Below are 14,770 nucleotides of genomic sequence, written 5' to 3'. Positions count from 1 at the left end.
CGACATCAAGGGCGCCAGCATGACCCCCTCCTTCGGCACCCAGTCCACCGACGACGGCACCGCCAAGGTCACCAACTCCAAGTTCGCCCTGCGTGTGAACTACACCTTCTAAGGGGCCCGGGCCGCCGGCCGGGGTCAGGCCCGGCCGGCGCCACCTCCAGGTTTTTCAGGTCTCAAGCGAGGGATCGCGGATGCGCGCCCCCATGGCGGGGTGCAGGGGTTACCGCGATCTTGGCCGGTCTGGCACCGCACGGAGCACACCTCCGTCCGGTCCGACCGGCCTTTTTTTTTGTCCTGCCGGCATGGGTGCCGCTCAGGTGGCGGCCAACAGGCTGTGGCTGGCCACCAGCGCCTGGCCCTGGGCCAGCACAAACTCGCGGAACTGGGCCACCACGGCGGCCGGCTGGGCCTCGCGGCGCTGGATCAGGCACCAGTCCAACCACTTGGGCATGCCCTGCACCTCCAGCAGCACCAGGCGGCGGGCCTGCAGCTCCACCTGCACCGCATGCACCGACATGAAGCTGATGCCCATGCCGGCCATCACCGCCTGCTTGACCGTCTCGTTGCCCGACAGCTCGATGCGGGCGTTGACCTGCAGCGCCTGGCCCTGCAGCAGGTGCTCCAGAAAGCTGCGCGTGGCCGAGCCCTCCTCCCGGAAGAGGAAGGGCTCCTCGCGCAACTGGCTCCAGCCGATGCGGCCGGCGCTGGCCAGGCGGTGCCCGGCCGCCGCCACGATGCCATGCGGATGGCGGGCAAAGGCGGTGGCCTCCACATCGGCTTCACCCGGCGGGTGGCCGCCGATGGCCACGTCGATGCGGTGGCTCTTGAGCCAGTCCAGCACCTGCGCCCGGGGCCCGACCGAGAGCTTGAAGCGTGTGCCCGGGTGCCGCTGCTGGAAGGCCAGCAGCAGCTGCGGCGCCCAGTAGTGGGCCGTGGGCACCACGCCCAGGTGCAGATGACCCTGGGCGCCGTCCCGCAGGCCGGCCAGGCCTTCCTCCAGCCGGCGCATCTGCTCTTGCAGGGTGCGGGCATGGCCCAGCAGGAATTGACCGGCGCCGGTCAGTTCCACCCGCCGGCCCGCGCCCTGCCACAGCGGCAGGCCCACATCGTCCTGCAACTGACGCATCAGCATGGAGACCGCCGGCTGCGAGATGCCCAGCCGCTCGGCGGCCGCGCTGCGGCTGCCGCTGTCGGCCAGGGCGGCAAAGACTTCCAACTGGCGCAGGGTGAGGTTTTTCATGGTGGCCATGGGGCAGCAGGCGGGCCACCGCGCCCCCCAGCTCCCGGTGTTTTCCCGGAGTGGTCCGGTGCCGGCCCCCGGGTGAACCCCAGGGCCGGTGGGGGTGGAGGCAGCGCCTGGAGCCGGTGGGGAACCGATGGGTGATCTCAGGGGCGGCGGCAGGACCAAATCATAAGCTCAACTGAGATTTTTTATAAACATCCATAGGTTGAGCTGAAGTTCCGCCCTGCCTACAGTGGCACCACTCCCAAGCCTCTCCCTCCCCCGACACCCCTTGCGATGAACCCCTCTGCCACCCCCTTCCCGCGCTGGGACGACGCCCGCGCCGCCACCCTGGACGAAGCTGGCCTGCTGCTCTACCGCAGCAACCTGCTGGGCTCGGACCTGCGCATCACCAACTACGGCGGGGGCAACACCTCCGCCAAGATCTGGCAGACCGACCCGCTGACCGGCCAGCGCACCGAGGTGCTGTGGGTCAAGGGCTCGGGCGGTGACGTGGGCTCCATGAAGCTTGACGGCTTTGCCACGCTCTACATGGACAAGCTGCGCGCCTTGAAGGGCCTGTACCGCGGCCTGGCGCATGAGGACGAGATGGTGGGTTACCTGCCGCACTGCACCTTCAACCTCAACAGCCGCGCCGCCAGCATCGACACCCCGCTGCACAGCAGCCTGCCCTATGCGCATGTGGACCACATGCACCCGGATGCCGTGATCGCCATTGCCGCCATGGCCAACTCCGAGGCCCTCACCCAGCGTGTGTTTGAAGGCACGGTGGGCTGGCTGCCCTGGCTGCGCCCGGGCTACGAGCTGGGCCAGCGCCTGGCCGAATACAACGCCGCCCACCCTGGCCTGCGCGGCATCGTGCTGGCCGGCCATGGCCTGTTCAGCTGGGGCGACACCAGCAAGGCCTGCTACGAAAACACGGTGGACCTGATCGCCCGTGCCCAGCAGTGGCTGGCGCAGGAACGCAGCGCCCGCGGCACCCCGGTGTTTGGCGGTGCCGCCGTGCAGAGCCTGCCAGAGGCCGAGCGCGACGCCACCCTGGCCCGGTTGCTGCCGGTGCTGCGTGGGCTGAGCGCCGAAGGCGGGGCCCACAAGCTCCTGCACCTCAACACCTCCCCCGAGGTGCTGGAATTTGTCAACTCCCAGGACCTGGCCCCACTGGCGGCCCTGGGCACCAGCTGCCCCGACCACTTTCTGCGCACCAAGATCCGCCCGCTGGTGGTGCCCGAGGCCGTCTACGGCTTGAGCGGTGCCGAACTCAAGGCCCAGCTCGGCGCGCTGTTGGCCGCCTACCGCGCCGACTACGCGGCCTACTACGAGCGCTGCCAGCGCCCCTGGAGCCCGGCCCTGCGCGACCCCAACCCGGTGGTCGTCCTGCTGCCGCGCATTGGCATGGTCACCATCGCCAAGGACAAGGCCACCGCCCGCATCGCCGGCGAGTTCTATGTCAACGCCATCAACGTGATGCGCGAGGCCAACGCCGTAGACCGCTACGTGGGCCTGCCCGAGCAGGAGTGCTTTGATATCGAGTACTGGCTGCTCGAAGAGGCCAAGCTGCAGCGCATGCCCAAGCCCAAACCCTTGGTGGGCAAGGTGGCGCTGGTCACGGGTGGTGCCGGCGGCATTGGCCAGGCCATCGCCAAGCGTCTGCTGAGCGAAGGCGGCTGCGTGATGCTGGCCGACATCGATCAGGAAGCGCTGGATGGCGTGACCAGTGATCTGGCCCAGGCCCACGGCAAAGACCATGTGCGCGGCGTGCGCTGCGACGTGACGGACGAAGCCAGCGTGATCGCCGCTTTTGACCGCGCCGCCATCGAATTTGGCGGCGTGGACATCCTGGTGAGCAACGCCGGCATTGCCAGCGCCGCCCCCATCGATGAAACCAGCCTGGCGCTGTGGAACAAGAACCAGAGCATCCTGGCCACGGGCTACTTCCTGGTCGGCCGTGAAGCCTTCAAGGTGATGAAGGCCCAGGGCACGGGCGGCAGCATGGTGATGATCGCCAGCAAGAACGGCATGGTGGCCAGCGCCCAGGCCACCGCCTACTGCGCGGCCAAGGCCGCCGAGATTCAGCTCAGCCGCAGCTTTGCGCTGGAGGGCGCGCCGCTGGGCATCCGCTCCAACGTGGTCAACCCCGATGCCGTGATCCGTGGCTCCAAGATCTGGACCGGCAAGTGGAGCGAGGAACGCGCCGCCGCCAACAAAATCCCCGAGCAGGACCTGGAGGCCTTCTACCGCGACCGCAGCCTGCTCAAGCGCAGCGTGTTCCCGGAGGACATTGCCGAGGCCACCTACTTCTTTGCCGCCGAGCACCTGAGCGCCAAGAGCACCGGCAACATCCTGAATGTGGACGCGGGCAACCTCGCCGCATTTACCCGCTGAGCACGGAGACGCCATGTCCGCCACCCAACACCTGATCGACCCGGCGCTGATCGCCGCCGAGAACGCCAAGCACGCCGCGCACCTGGCCAGCGACTACGCCCACCTGGGCGAGCAACTCGCCCGCCGGGGCCTGGACATTGACGCCGTGCGTGCCCAGGTCGCCGCCTTCGGCGTGGCCATCCCCAGCTGGGGCGTGGGCACCGGCGGCACCCGTTTTGCCCGCTTTCCGGGCCCGGGCGAGCCGCGCCATGTGTTCGACAAGATCGACGACTGCGGCGTGATCCAGCAGCTCACCCGCGCCACGCCCACCGTCAGCCTGCACATCCCCTGGGACCTGTGCAGCGACTGGCGCGAGTTGCGCGAGGCCGCCGCGGCCCGTGGCCTGGCCTTTGACGCGATGAACTCCAACACCTTCAGCGACCAGCCCGGCCAGGCCCACAGCTACAAGTTCGGCAGCTTGAGCCACACCGACGCGGCCACCCGTGCCCAGGCGGTGGAACACAACCTGGCCTGCATCGAAATCGGCCAGCAGCTCGGCAGCAAAGCGCTGACCGTGTGGGTGGGCGACGGCAGCAACTTCCCCGGCCAGCAGCACTTTCGCCGCGCCTTTGACCGCTACCTCGACAGCGCCCGCCAGATCTACGCCGCCCTGCCCGGCGACTGGCGCATGATGCTGGAGCACAAGATCTGCGAGCCGGCCTTCTACAGCACCGTCATCCAGGACTGGGGCTCCAGCCTGCTGGCCGCCCAGACCCTGGGCCCGAAGGCCCAATGCCTGGTGGACCTGGGCCACCACGCGCCCAACGTCAACATCGAGCTGATCGTGGCCCGGCTGATCGCCGCCGGCAAGCTGGCCGGTTTCCACTTCAACGACAGCAAGTACGGCGACGACGACCTGGACGCCGGCAGCGTCAGCCCGTACCGGCTGTTCCTGGTGTTCAACGAGCTGGTGGCCGCCGCGCACGAAGGTGTGGCCTTTGACCCGGCCTACATGCTGGACCAAAGCCACAACGTCACCGACCCCATTGAGAGCCTGATGACCAGCGCCGTGCAGGTGCAGCGCAGCTACGCCCAGGCCCTGCTGGTGGACCGCGCCGCGCTGGACGCCGCGCAGGACGCCAACGACGCGCTCACCGCCACCCACCTGCTCAAGGCCGCCTTCCAGACCGACGTGACCCCGCTGCTGCAGCGCGTGCGCGCCGACGCCGGCGCCGCCATCGACCCGGTGGGCGCCTACCGCGCCAGCGGCTGGCGCCAGCGCATGGCCGCCCAACGCCCGGCCAGCCGCGCCGGTGGCGGCGGCATCGTCTGACCTGCTGGCCGACCCTGGGACATGAAGCCCAGGGCCGCCCCCTTGCACCGCTTCCCGGCCTGACGCCGGACAGCGTTCCCCGGGGCCTGCCCCACGCGAGCCCCGACCGACCCCTGTCCCTTTCGTCCCGACCATGGCTGCCTCCTTCCACATCGACCTGACCCCGTCCGACACCCACGCGCTGATTGCCCGGCTCACCCACAACCTGGTGAACATCCGCGACACCAGCGGGCGGTTCCTGCTCAAGCTCGACGACGGCCGCGTCATCGACACCAAGGGCTGGAACGATTGGGAGTGGACCCACGGCATCGGCCTGTACGGCCTGCTGCGCTACCACCAGGCCACGCACGACGAAGGGTCGCTGGCCCTCATCGAGGCCTGGTTCCGGGACCGCTTTGCCCAGGGCACGCCCACCAAGAACGTCAACACGATGGCGGCCTTCCTGACCCTGGCGCACCTGCACGAGGCCCAGCCCCGCAGCGCCTGGGTGCCGTACCTGGAAACCTGGGCGGAGTGGGTGATGCACGACATGCCACGCACCGATGAGGGCGGGCTGCAGCACATCGTCTTCAACAGCGAGAACCCGCAGCAGCTGTGGGACGACACGCTGATGATGTGCGTGCTGCCGCTGGCCAAGATCGGCCAGGTGCTGGGCCGGCCGCACTACATCGAGGAGGCCAAGCGCCAGTTCCTGCTGCATGTGCAGTACCTGAGCGACCGCGACACCGGCCTGTGGTTCCACGGCTGGACCTTTGACGGCCGCCACAACTTTGCCCGCGCCCGTTGGGCACGGGGCAACTGCTGGATCACCATGGTGATTCCGGAGTTCCTAGAGCTGCTGGAGCAGCTCGGCACAGGGCGGGATGATGCCCTGCACCGCCACCTCGTCACGGTGCTGGACACCCAGGCCCGGGCGCTGGCCCCGCTGCAGGACCCGACCACCGGGCTGTGGCACACCCTGCTGGACGACCCGGGCTCCTACCTGGAGGCCTCGGCCACCGCAGGCTTTGCCTTTGGCCTGCTCAAGGGCATGCGGCGGCGCTACCTGAGCCCTGCGCTGATGCCAGTAGCGCTGCGGGCGCTGCGCGGCGTGGCCGGGCACATCGACGCTGCGGGCGAGCTCACCCAGGTGTCTTTTGGCACCGCCATGGGCCACGACCTGCAGTTCTACCGCGACATCCCGCTGACTTCGATGCCCTACGGCCAGGCGATGGCGATCATGGCCTTGACCGAGTCACTGCACCTGCACCTCTGAGGCCCCTGCCACCCCTGCCCTGATGCCCCTGTTCCCGGTTTGGTCCCCCGCCCTTGGCGGTTGGGGGGCCGGCTGAGGCGGCCTGTCGCCGCCGCGGCACGCCGTGGGTCCGGCCTGCGCCCGGCTCCGCTCCGCCCCACGACCCGAACCACCTTGAGACCTGCGATGACCCTGACCCGCCGCGACCTGATCCATGCCACCGGCGCCCTGCTGGCCGGCGCCGCCACCCCCTGGGCCCACGCCGCCGACCCGGTGACGCTGCGCTTCTCCTGGTGGGGCGGCGCCGAGCGCCACCAGCTCACGCTCAAGGCCATCGAGGCCTTCGAGGCGAATCACCCGGGCATCAAGATCAAGGCGGAATACAGCGGCTTTGGCGGCTACCTGGAACGCCTGACCACCCAGATGGCGGGCGGCTCGGAGCCGGACGTCCTGCAATGCGACTGGGGCTGGCTGCCCATGTTCTCGCGTGATGGCAACGGCTTCGCCGACCTCCACGCCCTGCGCCACCGCCTGGCGCTGGACCAGTTCGCCCCGGATGCGCTGCGCATGGGGATGGTTGGCGGCAAGCTCAACGCCCTGCCCGCCTCCTTCACCGCCCGGGTGTTCGTGTGGAACCGCAGCGCCTTCGACAAGGCCGGCCTGAGCTTGCCGCAGACCTGGGAGGAGCTGTTCGCCCTGGGCCCCAAGGTGCGGGCCAAGCTGGGGGACAAGGCCTTCGTCCTGGACGGCGACAACTACGACCTGCTGCTGCTGGCCCACAGCTACGCCTACCAAAAGCATGGCCAGCCCTACCTCAGCCCGACCGAGCCCAAGGTGGCCATGAGCGCCGCCGGCCTGCGCGAATGGGTGGCCGCCTACAAGCGGCTCAGCCGCGACAACGTCTGCGTGCCCGTGCCCTACCGCACCGCCCTGGGCGGCCCGGACAAGCCCACCGAGCAGCAGCCCGATTGGGTCAACGGCAACTGGCTGGGCTACTGCGCCTGGGACTCGGCCACCCGCCTGCGCGTGGGCGCGCTGGCGCCGGGCCAGGTGGCGGAGATCGGCCCTTACCTGACCCTGCCGGACGCCAAGGCCAGCGGCCTGTTCGCCCGCGCCGCCATGGTGTTCGCCATCAGCAAGCGCGCCAAGAACCCGGAGGCCGCCGCCACCTTCCTGAACTACCTGCTCACCAGCGAGGACGCCGCCAAGATCCTGGTCAACACCCGTGGGGTGCCACTGGCCAGCACCCCGCTCAAGCAGTTGCTGCGCGAGGGCCGCATGGGCCCGGCCGAGCTGCAGGCCTTCCAGCAGATCAAGACCCAGCGGGAGGCTGGCCGCATCCCGGCCGCCTCGCCCTACTTCGAGAACCCGCGCCTGCAGCAGCTCATGCGCAACGTCTTTGAACAAGTGGCCTACGACCGCATCGGTGAAGCCGAAGCGGTGCAGCGCCTGACGCAGGAGGGGGGCCAAGTCCTGTCACGCCTGCGCACCTGAAGGCCGGCACAGGTGCCCGCGCCAGTGTGGACGCGCCCACCCTGCCCTCACGCATCACCAGATCCCCGGCGGGCGCTGCAGCCCGCCACGGACGCAGCGCCCGCCGCTGCACCCCGGAGCGGCCTGCCGCCGCCCGGTTTTCGCCACCCCCAAGGACCCACGGAGAGAGACACATGAAAAAGACCCGCCACCTGATCCTCGGCCTTGCACTGGGCCTGGCCGCCAGCGCCCCTGCCTTGGCCGCCGACAAGATCGCCCTGGTCGTCAAGAGCCTGGGCATCGGCTTCTTTGACGCCGCCCACCAAGGCGCGCTGGAGGCCGCCAAGGAGCTGAAGGATGTGGAGATCATCTACACCGGCCCGGCCAAAGCCACGGCCGAAGGCCAGATCGAGGTCATCAACAGCCTGATCGCCCAGGGCGTCAAGGCCATCATCGTCTCGGCCAACGACCCCGACGCCCTGGTGCCCGTGACCAAGAAGGCCATGCAGCGCGGCATCAAGGTCATCTCCTTTGACTCAGGCATCCGCGCCGACGGCCGGCTGATGCACCTGGCCCCGTCCAACAACGCCATGATCGGCAGCAAGCTGGTGGCCATGGCCCGTGAGGTGGCGCCCAAGGGCGGCGAGATCGCCGTGCTCTCGGCCACCGCCCAGGCCACCAACCAGAACACCTGGATTGCCGAGATGAAGAAGGTGCTGGCCACCGCCGGCTACGCCGACCTCAAGCTGGTGAGCGTGGTCTATGGCGATGACCAGACCGACAAGAGCTACCGCGAGGCCCAGGGCCTGTTCAAGAGCCACCCCAACCTGCGCGCCATCGTCGCCCCCACCACCGTGGGCGTGGCTGCCGCCGCCAAGGCGGTGCAGGACGAGAAGAAGGTGGGCCAGATCTTCGTGACCGGCCTGGGCCTGCCCTCGGAGATGGCCGGCCATGTGCGCAACGGCGCGGTCAAGAGCTTCGCCATCTGGAACCCCATCGACCTGGGCTACTCGGCCGTGTATGCCGCGCACCAGTTCGTCAAGGGCACGGCCAAGGGCAATGCGGGCGAGACCCTCTCGCTGGGCCGCGTGGGCAAGGTGACGCTGGACGCCGGCAAGGAAGCCGCCATGGCCGAGCCCTTCACCTACAACGAGTCCAACGTGGACCGTTTCGCCAAGATCTTCTGACACTTCTCCTGGCCGGGGCCGACGCCCGCTGCTGACATGAACGCTTCCCCTTCCTCGGCCCCGGCGCCGCTGCTGCAGCTGCGCGGCGTGCACAAGCGCTTTGGCCCCACGCACGCCCTGCGCGGCGTGGACCTCACGCTGCACGCCGGCCAGGTGCTGGCCCTCATCGGCGAGAACGGTGCCGGCAAGTCCACCCTGGTCAAGACCCTCACCGGCGTGCATGCGCCCGACGAGGGCAGCCTGCTGCTCGATGGCGTGACCCTGCGCCTGCGCCGCGCCCGCGATGCCACCGTGGCCGGCATCGTGGCCGTGCACCAGGAGACGGTGATGTTCGAGGCGCTCACCGCCGCCGAGAACATCTTCATCGGCCGCCAGCCCCTGGCCTGGGGCGGACGGGTGGACTGGGCGCGCATGAACCGCGAGGCCCAGGCCGCGCTGGACCAGGTGGGCGCCGGCTTTGCCGCGACCACCCGCGTGGCCGAGCTGAGCCTGGCCCAGCGGCACCTCATCGAGATCGCCCGGGCGCTTTCGCAGCAGGCCCGCGTGGTCATCCTGGATGAGCCCACCGCCGCGTTGTCCCAGCAGGAGATCCGCGACTTCTACGGCATCGTGCGCGGCCTGAAGGCCCGCGGCGTGGCGGTGCTGTTCATCACCCACAAGTTCGACGAGATCTTTGCGGTCTGTGACGACTACCTGGTGCTGCGCGACGGCGCCAGCGTGGGCGGCGGCCGTGTGGCCGAGGCCACCGAGCCCGAGCTGGTGCGCCTGATGGCCGGCCGCGCCATCGAGCAGGTCTACCCCGCCGTGCCCGCCCAGCGCGGCCCGGTGGTGCTGCAGGTGGAAGGCTTGAGCCACCCCACCGAGTTCCAGGACGTGGCGTTTGAGCTGCGCCAGGGCGAGATCCTGGGCTTCTACGGCCTGGTGGGCGCCGGCCGCAGCGAGGCCATGCTGGCCCTGATGGGCCTGAACCCCGGCGCCAGCGGCCACATCCGGCTGGACGGCCGGCCGCTGCCGGTGCGCCAGCCGGCCGACGCCATAACCGCCGGCCTGGTGCTGGTGCCTGAGGAGCGCCAGCGCCAGGGCGCCGTGCTGGGCCTGAGCGTGCGCCACAACCTCACCCTGGCCGGCCTGGCCGGCCTGTGCCGCGGCCCGTGGCTGAGCCGGACGCGCGAAAGCGCCTTCGCCCAGGGCCTGATCGATCGCTTGCGGGTCAAGACCGCCTCGCAGGACACGCCGCTGTCGGGCCTGTCGGGCGGCAACCAGCAGAAGGTGGTGATTGGCAAGTGGCTGGGCCTGAACCCGCGCGTGGTCATCCTGGACGAGCCCACCAAGGGCATCGACGTGGGCGCCAAGCAAGCCGTCTATGAGCTGATCGCCGACCTGGTGGCCCAGGGCCTGTCGGTCATCTTGGTCAGCTCCGAGCTGCCCGAGGTGATGAACCTGGCCCACCGGGTGGTCGTGATGCGCCGGGGTCGGCTGGTGGCCGAGTTCCCCCGCGAGGGCCTGGAGGCCGAGGCCGTGGTGGCCGCCGCCTCCGGGCTGCAGGCGCCGCCGCTGCGTCGCGCCGCCTGAGGTGGCCCGCCCTGCCCTGTCCTTCCCCCTCGCTTCCACCCCTTCGAGGCCTTGAACGTCGTGTCGTCCTCCCTTCCCCCTACCCCCCGCCCGGGAGCCGCCCGCTGGCAAGCGCTGCGCCAGCACCATGGCCGCGACCTGGCGCTGGCGGCCATCATCGGCCTGCTGGTGCTGGCCATCGGCCTGCGCGCGCCGATCTTCCTCACCCTGCGCACCGCGCTGGACGTGGTCAACGACTCCGGCATCCTGGTGCTGCTGGTCATGGGCCAGATGCTGGTGCTGCTGACCCGCGGGGTGGACCTCTCGGTGGCCTCCACCCTGGCGCTCACCGGCATGCTCTGCGCCCAGGCCGGCCGCGCCTGGCCGGAGCTGGGCGTCGTGTCCCTGATGGGCCTGGCGGCCGCCATCGGCGCCACGCTGGGCGCCTTCAACGGCCTGCTCATCACCCGCTTCCAGCTGCCGGCCATCGTGGTCACACTGGGCACGATGTCGGCCTACCGGGGCGCCATCTTCCTGGTCAGCGGCGGCGCCTGGGTCAACGAGCAGCACATCCACCCCGCCATCAAGGCCCTGCCCCGGGCCGAATGGCTGGGCGGCCCGGCCCTGGGCTGGATCGCCCTGGCCGCCGCCCTGGCCACCGCCGGCCTGCTGCGCTGGCGCCGCGAGGGGCGTGACCTCTACGCCTACGGCGGCAACCCGTCGGCCGCGCAGGTGGTGGGCATCCCGGTGCAGCGCCGGCTGTTCATGGCCTACACCCTGTCAGGCCTGCTGGCGGGCGTGGGCGGGCTGCTGTGGGTGGGGCGTTACGCCATCGCCTTCACCGAACTGGCCACCGGCTACGAGCTCACCGTCATCGCCGCCTGTGTCATCGGCGGGGTCAGCATCGCCGGCGGTGTGGGCACCGTCACCGGTGCGGTGCTGGGCGTGGCCTTCATCGGCGTGGTCAACGGCGCGCTGCCGGTCATCCAGGTCTCACCCTTCTGGCAACAGGCCATCGCCGGCGCGGTGATCCTCACCTCGGTGGCGCTCAATGCCCGCTCCGGCCGCCAGCACCGCCGCCAGATCCTGGCGCCCCAGGGCGCCACCGCCGCCACCGTCCCGCCCACCGCCGCTGCCTCCACCGCCCCGTCTCAAGGAGCCCCCGCATGAACGCCTTCGGATCCTGGGAGCGCGTGCTCCTGCTGCTGGTCATCGCGGTGTACGCCGGCTTCGGCTTGGGCATTGAGGGCTTTGCCTCGCCCTGGGCCTTGGCCGACAGCACCACCAACTTCAGCGAGAAGGGCCTGCTGGCCCTGGCCATGGCGCTGCTGATCATCGCCGGCGAGATCGACCTCTCGGTGGCCGCCACCATGGCGCTGTGCTCGCTGGCCATGGGTCTGGCCCACCAGGCCGGCGCCGGCCTGCCCGGCCTGTGCGCAGCCGCCGTCCTCACCGGCCTGGCCTGCGGCGCGCTCAACGGCTGGCTGGTCACCCGGCTGGGCCTGCCCTCCATCGTGGTGACCATCGGCACCCTGTCGCTGTACCGCGGCCTGGCCCTGGTGGTGCTGGGCGACCAGGCCATCACCGGCTACCCCGAGGCGCTCTCCGCCCTGGGCAACGGCACCCTGGCCGACTGGACCGGCATCGAGGGCCTGATCCTGCCCAATGAGTTCCTGGTCTGGGCCCTGGCTGCCGTGGCCACCGGCGTGTGGCTGCACGGCACGCTCTACGGCCGCCGCCTGTACGCCCTGGGCCTCAACCCCATCGCCGCGCGCTTCACCGGCATCGCCGTGCAGCGCTACCGCATGGGCCTGTTCCTGTTTGCCGGGCTGATGGCGGCGCTGGCGGCCGTGCTGCTCACCGGGCGCATCGGCAGCACCCGGCCCAACCTGGCCCTGGGCTGGGAGCTGGACGCCATCACCATGGTCATCCTGGGCGGCGTGGCCATTGAAGGTGGGCGCGGCAGCATCGCCGGCACCTGCCTGGCCGCCGTGCTGCTGGGCGGCTTCACCTTTGCGCTGGGCATGCTCAACGTGCCGGGCATCGTGATGTCCATGGTGGTGGGCGGCCTGCTGGTGGGCGCCATGGTGCTGCCCCGCCTGGGCGCCCTGCGCAAGCCCCTGCCACTGCGCGCGGTGCTGACCCAGGGGCGATTCCGCTGAGACCCAAGGCATTGGCCGCCCGGCGCCCTGCCGCGCCACGGCCGCCACCATGTCCCCACGACTTCACCACACGCCCATGAACCCCACCACCGCCCCCACGCCTGGCCTCACCGCAACCCCGGAGAAAGTCGCTTTCCGGATGTTCCTGAACCCCGGCCAGGCCGAGGAATACCGCCGCCGCCATGACGCCATCTGGCCCGAGCTGGTGGCCCTGCTCAAGGCCACCGGCTTCGAGGACTACAGCATCTACCTCGATGCCGAGCACCACGTGCTGTTTGCCGTGGTGCGCCGCCCGCCCGGCGCCGCCCTCACCGCCTTGCCACAGCACCCGGTGATGCGCCGCTGGTGGGCCCACATGGCCGACCTGATGCGCACCCACCCCGACGGCGAGCCGGTGGCCGAACCCCTGCCCTGCCTGTTCCATCTGGCCTGACCCATCCGGACCGACACGCCGTGACCGCCCCCCCGCCCCCTGACGCCCTGACCCTGGTGCTGGACGTCGGCAAGACCCACGCCCGCCTGCTGCTCATTGACGCCGCCGGCCAGGTGCAGGCCCAAGCCCAGCGCGACAGCGCCAGCCTGCCCGGCGCGCTGGACTACCCCGCGCTGGATGTGGCCGGCCTGCGACGCTGGTGGCTGCAGACCGTGGCCACCTGGCCCGCCGCCCAACGCCAGCGGGTCAGCCGCCTGGTGGCCACCACCCACGGCGCGGCCTTCTGTGGCCTGGCGGCCGATGCCCATTGGGACGACGCCGAAGGCGGCCTGGCCCTGCCGGTGATGGACTACGAATGGGACGGCCCGGCCCGCGACCGCGACCCCGCCGACCCGCCGCTGGACCCCTTCGCCCTCACCGGCTCGCCCGAGCTGCCACTGGGCCTGAACGCCGGCCGCCAGCTGCGCTGGCTGCAGCGCCACCGCCCCCAGGCCTGGGACCAGGCCGCCCAGTGGCTGCCCTACCCGCAGTACTGGGCCTGGTGGTGGAGCGGCGTGGCCGCCAGCGAGCGCAGCTCACTGGGCTGCCACACCCACCTGTGGTCGCCCGTGCAGGACGGGCCCAGCCCCTGGGCGCAGCGCCTGGGCCTGAGCCCCCGCCTGGCCCCGCTGCGCGGCGCGGCCGAGGCCCTGGGCCCGCTGCGGCCCGACCTGGCCCGCCGCGCCGGCCTGCCCGAGGACGCCCTGGTGCTGTGCGGCCTGCACGACAGCAACGCCTGCCTGGCGCGTTACCGAGACCTGGGCGACGCCGTCTCCCTGGTCTCCAGCGGCACTTGGACGGTGGTGATGAGCCCAGGCGGTGAACCGGGCCACTTGCAGGCCCGGCGCGACCAGCTGGTGAACGTGGCGGTGGACGGCCGCCCGGTGCCCACCGCCCGGTTCATGGGTGGGCGCGAGTTTGCCGAGGTCTGCGCCGGGGCCGATCCCGCACTGGCTGGCACCGGTGGCAGCCTGGCCCGGCTGGAGGCGGCCTTGGCCCAGGAATGGTGGGCCTTGCCCGCCTTCGCCCAGGCCGGCGGGCCCTTTGCCACCTGCCAGCCGCCGGTGCACGGCCGCTGCCTGCAGGGCTGGGAGCCCGCCCGCCCCGTGGGGCCCGTGGACTGGGCCGCCCAGCCGCCCGAGCGCCGCGTGGCCGTGGCCTCGCTCTACCTGGGCCAGATGACCGCCTGGCTGCTGCAGTCCCTGGGTGGCCAGGGGCCGGTGGTGGTGGAGGGGCCCATGACCCGCAACGCCCAGGCCATGGCGGTGCTGGCCACCCTGCTGGGCCACCGCACGGTGCACGCCTCAGCCGACCCGCTGGAGGGCACCGCCCGCGGCGCCTGGCGCCTGGCCCAGCCCGCCAGCGCTCCGGCCACCGGCCGGCGCCGCCCGCGACCCGAGGCGAGCGCCGCCCACCTCAGCCCCGTGGCCCCGCTCACCGGCTTTGCCGCCGAGCGGCTGCGCAGCCTGCACATCCTGTGGCTCAGCCGGGTGGCCAGCCTGCTGTAGCGCCGCACCACGCGCGACCGTCGGGCCGGCAAGGCCCGCCACCGCGTCCCCCTGTTGACCGGGGCGGCCCTGCCGCCGGCCCGGTCGCGCGCGCGGCCTCGTCTTGAGGTCCGCGCTCACCCAGCCGGGCCATGACCCGGCGTTCATCACCCTAGGAGACTCTGCATGACCCGTCCCATCGCCCGCACCGCCCTCGCCGCCGCCGCCCTGGCCCTGGCCGCCCCCGCCTTCGCCGCCACCGGCGTC

The 14,770-nt window shown here is 71.2% G+C and carries 11 protein-coding genes; 10 read left to right on the top strand and 1 reads right to left on the bottom strand.

All coding sequences use genetic code 11. The annotated features are described in order from the left end of the window. Positions 1 to 313: 313 nt before the first annotated feature. Complete coding sequence (locus G3A44_RS22650; protein ID WP_163460023.1) at positions 314 to 1,240, bottom strand: LysR family transcriptional regulator; 927 nt, start codon at positions 1,238 to 1,240, stop codon at positions 314 to 316. 279 nt (positions 1,241 to 1,519) lie between these two features. Here G3A44_RS22650 and G3A44_RS22645 point away from each other — a divergent pair, with 279 nt between their 5' ends. The 10 genes from G3A44_RS22645 (at position 1,520) to G3A44_RS22600 (ending at position 14,524) form a co-directional block, all read left to right on the top strand. Then, the gene (locus G3A44_RS22645; RefSeq protein ID WP_163460022.1) at positions 1,520 to 3,625 is read left to right on the top strand and encodes a bifunctional rhamnulose-1-phosphate aldolase/short-chain dehydrogenase; all 2,106 of its coding nucleotides are present in this window, start codon (positions 1,520 to 1,522) and stop codon (positions 3,623 to 3,625) included. 13 nt (positions 3,626 to 3,638) lie between these two features. Then, positions 3,639 to 4,937 carry an L-rhamnose catabolism isomerase gene (gene rhaI, locus G3A44_RS22640; protein WP_163460021.1) on the top strand — a complete coding sequence of 433 codons (1,299 nt, stop codon included), beginning with the start codon at positions 3,639 to 3,641 and terminating at the stop codon, positions 4,935 to 4,937. A 133-nt stretch (positions 4,938 to 5,070) separates the two neighbouring features. Then, a complete protein-coding gene (bglB, locus tag G3A44_RS22635) occupies positions 5,071 to 6,192 on the top strand; it encodes a beta-galactosidase BglB (protein WP_163460020.1) in 1,122 nt (373 codons plus the stop codon). Positions 6,193 to 6,357: 165 nt separating this feature from the next. Then, complete coding sequence (locus G3A44_RS22630; RefSeq protein WP_163460019.1) at positions 6,358 to 7,665, top strand: ABC transporter substrate-binding protein; 1,308 nt, start codon at positions 6,358 to 6,360, stop codon at positions 7,663 to 7,665. Positions 7,666 to 7,838: 173 nt separating this feature from the next. Then, a complete protein-coding gene (gene rhaS / locus G3A44_RS22625; protein ID WP_163460018.1) occupies positions 7,839 to 8,831 on the top strand; it encodes a rhamnose ABC transporter substrate-binding protein in 993 nt (330 codons plus the stop codon). A 36-nt stretch (positions 8,832 to 8,867) separates the two neighbouring features. Then, positions 8,868 to 10,403, top strand: coding sequence for a sugar ABC transporter ATP-binding protein (locus tag G3A44_RS22620; protein WP_163460017.1), 1,536 nt, complete (start codon positions 8,868 to 8,870; stop codon positions 10,401 to 10,403). 60 nt (positions 10,404 to 10,463) lie between these two features. Next, complete coding sequence (locus G3A44_RS22615; RefSeq protein ID WP_310734443.1) at positions 10,464 to 11,552, top strand: ABC transporter permease; 1,089 nt, start codon at positions 10,464 to 10,466, stop codon at positions 11,550 to 11,552. Beyond that, complete coding sequence (locus G3A44_RS22610; protein WP_163460016.1) at positions 11,549 to 12,544, top strand: ABC transporter permease; 996 nt, start codon at positions 11,549 to 11,551, stop codon at positions 12,542 to 12,544. The genes G3A44_RS22615 and G3A44_RS22610 overlap by 4 nt, the downstream gene beginning before the upstream one ends. 76 nt (positions 12,545 to 12,620) lie before the next feature. Then, entirely contained in the window at positions 12,621 to 12,977 is a 357-nt protein-coding gene (locus G3A44_RS22605) for an L-rhamnose mutarotase (protein ID WP_163460015.1), read from the top strand. Positions 12,978 to 12,997: 20 nt separating this feature from the next. Beyond that, positions 12,998 to 14,524, top strand: a complete 1,527-nt coding sequence (locus G3A44_RS22600) for an acetate and sugar kinases/Hsc70/actin family protein (protein WP_163460014.1) — start codon at positions 12,998 to 13,000, stop codon at positions 14,522 to 14,524. The last annotated feature ends 246 nt before the right edge of the window (positions 14,525 to 14,770 follow it).

Source organism: Ideonella livida (assembly GCF_010499455.1).
Lineage (GTDB): Bacteria > Pseudomonadota > Gammaproteobacteria > Burkholderiales > Burkholderiaceae_C > Ideonella > Ideonella livida.
Note: the sequence above shows the minus strand (reverse complement) of the source record. Positions and strands in the feature narration are given on the sequence as shown.

Excerpts from the sequence above, each read along its gene's own strand:
- G3A44_RS22650 (WP_163460023.1), bottom strand. The coding sequence starts at position 1,240 with ATGAAAAACCTCACCCTGCGCCAGTTGGAAGTCTTTGCCGCCCTGGCC.
- G3A44_RS22645 (WP_163460022.1), top strand. The coding sequence starts at position 1,520 with ATGAACCCCTCTGCCACCCCCTTCCCGCGCTGGGACGACGCCCGCGCC.
- rhaI (WP_163460021.1), top strand. The coding sequence starts at position 3,639 with ATGTCCGCCACCCAACACCTGATCGACCCGGCGCTGATCGCCGCCGAG.
- bglB (WP_163460020.1), top strand. The coding sequence starts at position 5,071 with ATGGCTGCCTCCTTCCACATCGACCTGACCCCGTCCGACACCCACGCG.
- G3A44_RS22630 (WP_163460019.1), top strand. The coding sequence starts at position 6,358 with ATGACCCTGACCCGCCGCGACCTGATCCATGCCACCGGCGCCCTGCTG.
- rhaS (WP_163460018.1), top strand. The coding sequence starts at position 7,839 with ATGAAAAAGACCCGCCACCTGATCCTCGGCCTTGCACTGGGCCTGGCC.
- G3A44_RS22620 (WP_163460017.1), top strand. The coding sequence starts at position 8,868 with ATGAACGCTTCCCCTTCCTCGGCCCCGGCGCCGCTGCTGCAGCTGCGC.
- G3A44_RS22610 (WP_163460016.1), top strand. The coding sequence starts at position 11,549 with ATGAACGCCTTCGGATCCTGGGAGCGCGTGCTCCTGCTGCTGGTCATC.
- G3A44_RS22605 (WP_163460015.1), top strand. The coding sequence starts at position 12,621 with ATGAACCCCACCACCGCCCCCACGCCTGGCCTCACCGCAACCCCGGAG.